The organism is Streptomyces sp. NPDC014861, from assembly GCF_043081625.1.
GTDB lineage: Bacteria > Actinomycetota > Actinomycetes > Streptomycetales > Streptomycetaceae > Streptomyces.
This window is the reverse complement of record NZ_JBIBWV010000005.1, coordinates 503,765-507,604: the sequence shown is the minus strand read 5'-3', so window position 1 is coordinate 507,604 and position 3,840 is coordinate 503,765. Positions and strand designations below refer to the sequence as shown.

Sequence of the window (3,840 nt, the reverse complement as noted above, 5' to 3'; positions counted from 1 at the left end):
GCCGACGTGTCCGCGATCCACGGCAGCGCCCCCACACCCACACCCACACCAGCACCCGCCATCGTGGTGACCGACACACCCATCCCCTCTCCACTCGATCCCGAACCGGGATGCCTGGCCCCGTGCCAGCCCGCCTACCCGGAGTTCCCCGGTCCACACAGCCTTCTCGAAAGAATTCCCGAACGCGGTCGCGCCATGCCCGGACTCCTCCGCGCGGAGCCGGCGAAATAGACCGCAGCTCAGGCCTCCTGATCCGTGGTCATGTCCAGGAGAGGCGGGCCGAGGCCTGGTTCCTCCCCCCGACAGAGGGCAGACGGAAGGGGCGAAGTCGTCGTTCGAAGGAGAGTCATGACAAGGGATCCCTCGATGAGAGCCGTCGGTTGGGCGCGGTCGCTGCCCGTCGGCATCGGCGTGAAGACCGCCAGGGACTGGACGCGCGGGCACCTGACGACCCTCGGCTGGGACAGGACCGCGCCCGACGTGGCGGACTCCGTGGTCCTGGCCGTCTCCGAACTGGTCACCAACGCGCACATCCACGCCCACAGCGACGCGCAGCTCATCCTGACCTGGGACGAGGAGTGCCTGCACGTCACCGTGCACGACGCGTCGCCCCGGCTTCCCGAGGCGCGCGGCCCGGACGACGGCGCCCTCGGCGGGCGCGGCCTGTTCCTGGTCGGTGCCCTCGCCGACGAGGTACGGACCCAGCCCTGCCCGCGGGGCAAGGACGTGACCGCCTGCTTCCGGCCGTCCCCGTCCGACGCGGCCTGATCGTCTCCGCGGGCAGCGGGAGGGAGAAGCGGTGGAGGAGGAGCGGTGAGGGAGCCGGGGAGACGCGGAGCGATCCGCGGAAAGGGTGTTTCGGCGTCGCGTTCGCGGTCATTCGGAGGGTCCGACCCGATCCCCCGCCCGTGAGGAGTCCGCGATGCCGGTCGTACTGATCCTGCTGTTCGGTGTCGGGGTGGCGATGGCGTGGTGGAGCGTCACACCCGTGGTCGGCGGGCCTCGGAGAGGCGCCCGGTGACGGCCTGAAACCGGAATCGGCCGCGAACGCCCGGGTTTCGGGTACGGCCGAGCGGTCAGGCGAAGACGAGGACCAATCCCGACTCATGTGCCAGGAGGCTCACATGGACAGCTGGCGTGAAGCCGCGGCCTGCCAGGAGGTCGACCCCGATCTGTTCTTCCCCGTGGGGATGGGCGCCCCCGCCCTCGCCCAGGCGGAGGAGGCGAAGGAAGTCTGCCGGCGCTGCCCGGTGCGCGAGCAGTGCTTGCGCACGGCGATGGCGGAGCCCCAGCCGCCGGCGGGCGTGTGGGGCGGCCTCACCGAGACCGAGCGGCGCACGCTCCGACGACGGACGAGCCGCCGCGCGGCCGCGGAGCGCTGACCCTCCGCGCGGGGCCGCCCGGCTTCCCGACGCGACTCCGCTCCCCCCGGCCGCCGGCTCCTCGCCGCACACCCCACCTGCCGCCGCCCGGTCCCCACTTCCCGGCGCCCGGCCCTCGCTCCCCGGCACCCGGGCCCCACTTCCCGGTGTGCACTCCCGCGCCACCCGTCCTGCCCGCGTACCGCCTTCGGCGGTCGCGCCAGGACGACCGCGCCTCCAGTGCTCCCCCGGTGCGCGCGGGTCGCGTCCGGAAGCATCAAGGGGCGGCGCGCCCGTCAGTCCGTCTGCTCCGTCGTGTCGGTGGGGGCCGGCCGGAGCGCGAGCCGTGCGCGGACCCGCTTGCCGTCCGTGCCGGGCTCCACGGTCAGGCTCTCGCAGACGGCCAGGACGATCTCGACGCCGTGCTGACCGATCCGGCGGGGGTCGTGGCCGCGGGGTACGGGGAAGGCCGGCTCACGGTCGAAGACCGAGATGTCCAGGGCGTCCCGACGCAGCTCCAGGAGCAGCCGGCAGGAGCCGGCGGCGTGCCGTACGGCATTGGTCACCAACTCGCTGACCACCAGCTGCGCCAGTTCGACCCGCTCGTCCGCCACCGGCCCGCCCGGCAGGGACAGGGCGCTCACGAGGAAGTCCGCCGTGAAGGCGCGCGCCGAGGCCATCGCCCCGCCGTGAGCGGCGTCGTAGACGGCACTCGCGGTCGGCAGGGACTCCGGCGCAGACCGCTCGGCGGTCATCGCGTCCGTCATGGTGCTGGTCGCTCCCCTCGTCCGGGTGGGTGGGCACGGCTGGGCCTCTCGTACCCGGCTCTCCGCACTTCATGATTCCCCGAGGACGACACTCCGGGGGATCGCGTCCGCCGACGGTACGTGATGGAGGCCCCCGAGCGGGCGGGCGGGGCGTCCGATGCCGGTCCACCGGCCGCCGCGACGGCCCCGAGACCGTCGCGCATGCCGTGCCGGCTCCGGGGTACGCGCGGTCGTGCACGCCGAGTGTCGGCACCGGTACGCGCGTCGTGGAGTCCGGCGCCGATCGCCCCGCCCGCCCCCGACCCCGGGGCCGATGAGCGGTGAGCGGTGACCGGTGACGGCCTGATGCCACGACGTGGGGCCCGCGCCCCCCGGGGGGGGGGGGGGGGCCCCCGCGGGGGGGGGGGGGGGGCGGGGCCCCCCCCCGGCCGGGGGGGCCGCCCCGCCGCCCCCGGGCCCGGGCGCTCGCCCCCCGCCCCGGGGGCGGTGGGGGGGGGGGGGGGGCCGGGGGCCGCCCTGTGCCCCCGCGGGGGGCCCGCCCCCCCGGGGGGGGGGGGCGGGCCCCACGTCGTGGCATCAGGTCGTCCGTGCAGCCGTCCGGCCGGGTCGCGCAGCCCGGCGGCCACGGGACCAGGGCGATCGCCGCGAGCCGCCGCGGGGCCAGAACCGCGCGATCGGCGGTGAGGGAGCGACAGGGGAACCGGAGGGCCGTGCGTGTCGAACTCCGGAAGAGCGGGGAGGTGCGGACGCCCGCGCGCTCAGCAGCGGCGTTCGAGCAGCAGGGCCATCGGCCCGAGACCGCTCCGCGCCGCCCGGCGTCCGGCCCGCCGCCCGACGAGGTACGCGAGGCCGAGCACGGTCACCGCGCCCGCGACGGCGGCGGCCGTCACCGCCTTGTCGGCGCGCACCGCGCTCCAGGCCGCGTCACCGGCGCCCCGCGCCGCGTGCGCGGCCGCGCGGGCCTTCTCGGCCCACGGCGCCGGGAGGACGTCCGGCACGCCGAGGTCCGCCAGGTCCTCGCTCTCCTCCTCGTCGGTGGCGTCCGTCCACGCCATGTCGGGGTAGTCCGGCACCACGTACGGGCCGGTCCGGTGGAACGCGTTCTGTTCGCTCTTCTCCGAAGCACTCATGGGCAACATCTCGCCTTACCCGTCCGGGCTAAACATTTGCGTCCGCTCGGGGGCCCGGTCGGGCGGGCGTTCGAGGGCCCGGGCGGGCGTGCGCGGCCGGCGCATTCACCCGGCCTGTCCGTAATCGCCCCGCTCTTCATGTTTGCCGTCCGCCATACCGGTCAGGCGTGCTGGTGTCAGATGTGCCGCAGGGATGAAGGAGTGGTTCCCCGTGTCCGGTGAGCAGAAGATGAAGGCCAAGGGTGAGCAGGCCAAGGGCAAGCTGAAGGAAGCGGCCGGCCGGATGACCGACGACGAGCGCCTGGAGGCCGAGGGACGGGCCGAGCAGGCGAAGGGCGACGCGCGCCAGGCCAAGGAGAAGGCGAAGGACGCTTTCAAGCACTGATGCGGCGGATGACCGGTTCGCCGGGCGCCGTCGAGCGTCGCCCGGCGCCGTCCGACCCCATCAGAGACGGGGGGGGGGGCCCCCCCGGGGGGGGGGCCCCCCCCCCAGTTCACCCCCCCCCCCCCCCCCGCCCGCGCGGGGGGGGCCGGGGGCCCCCCACCCGCTAGGGGGGGGTTGTGGGGCCCCCGGGGGGCGCC

The 3,840-nt window shown here is 75.7% G+C and carries 5 protein-coding genes; 3 read left to right on the top strand and 2 right to left on the bottom strand.

Going from position 1 to position 3,840, the window contains the following annotated elements; translation table 11 throughout:
* The first annotated feature begins 348 nt into the window (after window positions 1-348).
* Entirely contained in the window at window positions 349-768 is a 420-nt protein-coding gene (locus ACF1BN_RS14355; RefSeq protein WP_392331902.1) for an ATP-binding protein, read from the top strand.
* Window positions 769-1,124: 356 nt separating this feature from the next.
* Window positions 1,125-1,382 (top strand): WhiB family transcriptional regulator, encoded by a 258-nt coding sequence (locus ACF1BN_RS14350; protein ID WP_392331901.1) that lies wholly within the window; start codon window positions 1,125-1,127, stop codon window positions 1,380-1,382.
* Between the two features lie 275 nt (window positions 1,383-1,657).
* Here ACF1BN_RS14350 and ACF1BN_RS14345 read toward each other — a convergent pair whose 3' ends face one another.
* Together ACF1BN_RS14345 and ACF1BN_RS14340 are read right to left on the bottom strand one after the other, a co-directional pair.
* The gene (locus ACF1BN_RS14345) at window positions 1,658-2,128 is read right to left on the bottom strand and encodes an ATP-binding protein (protein WP_392331900.1); all 471 of its coding nucleotides are present in this window, start codon (window positions 2,126-2,128) and stop codon (window positions 1,658-1,660) included.
* Window positions 2,129-2,886: 758 nt separating this feature from the next.
* On the bottom strand, window positions 2,887-3,258 hold the full coding sequence (locus tag ACF1BN_RS14340) for a hypothetical protein (RefSeq protein WP_392331899.1): 372 nt from the start codon (window positions 3,256-3,258) through the stop codon (window positions 2,887-2,889).
* 211 nt (window positions 3,259-3,469) lie between these two features.
* Here ACF1BN_RS14340 and ACF1BN_RS14335 point away from each other — a divergent pair, with 211 nt between their 5' ends.
* On the top strand, window positions 3,470-3,643 hold the full coding sequence (locus ACF1BN_RS14335; RefSeq protein ID WP_392331898.1) for a CsbD family protein: 174 nt from the start codon (window positions 3,470-3,472) through the stop codon (window positions 3,641-3,643).
* The last annotated feature ends 197 nt before the right edge of the window (window positions 3,644-3,840 follow it).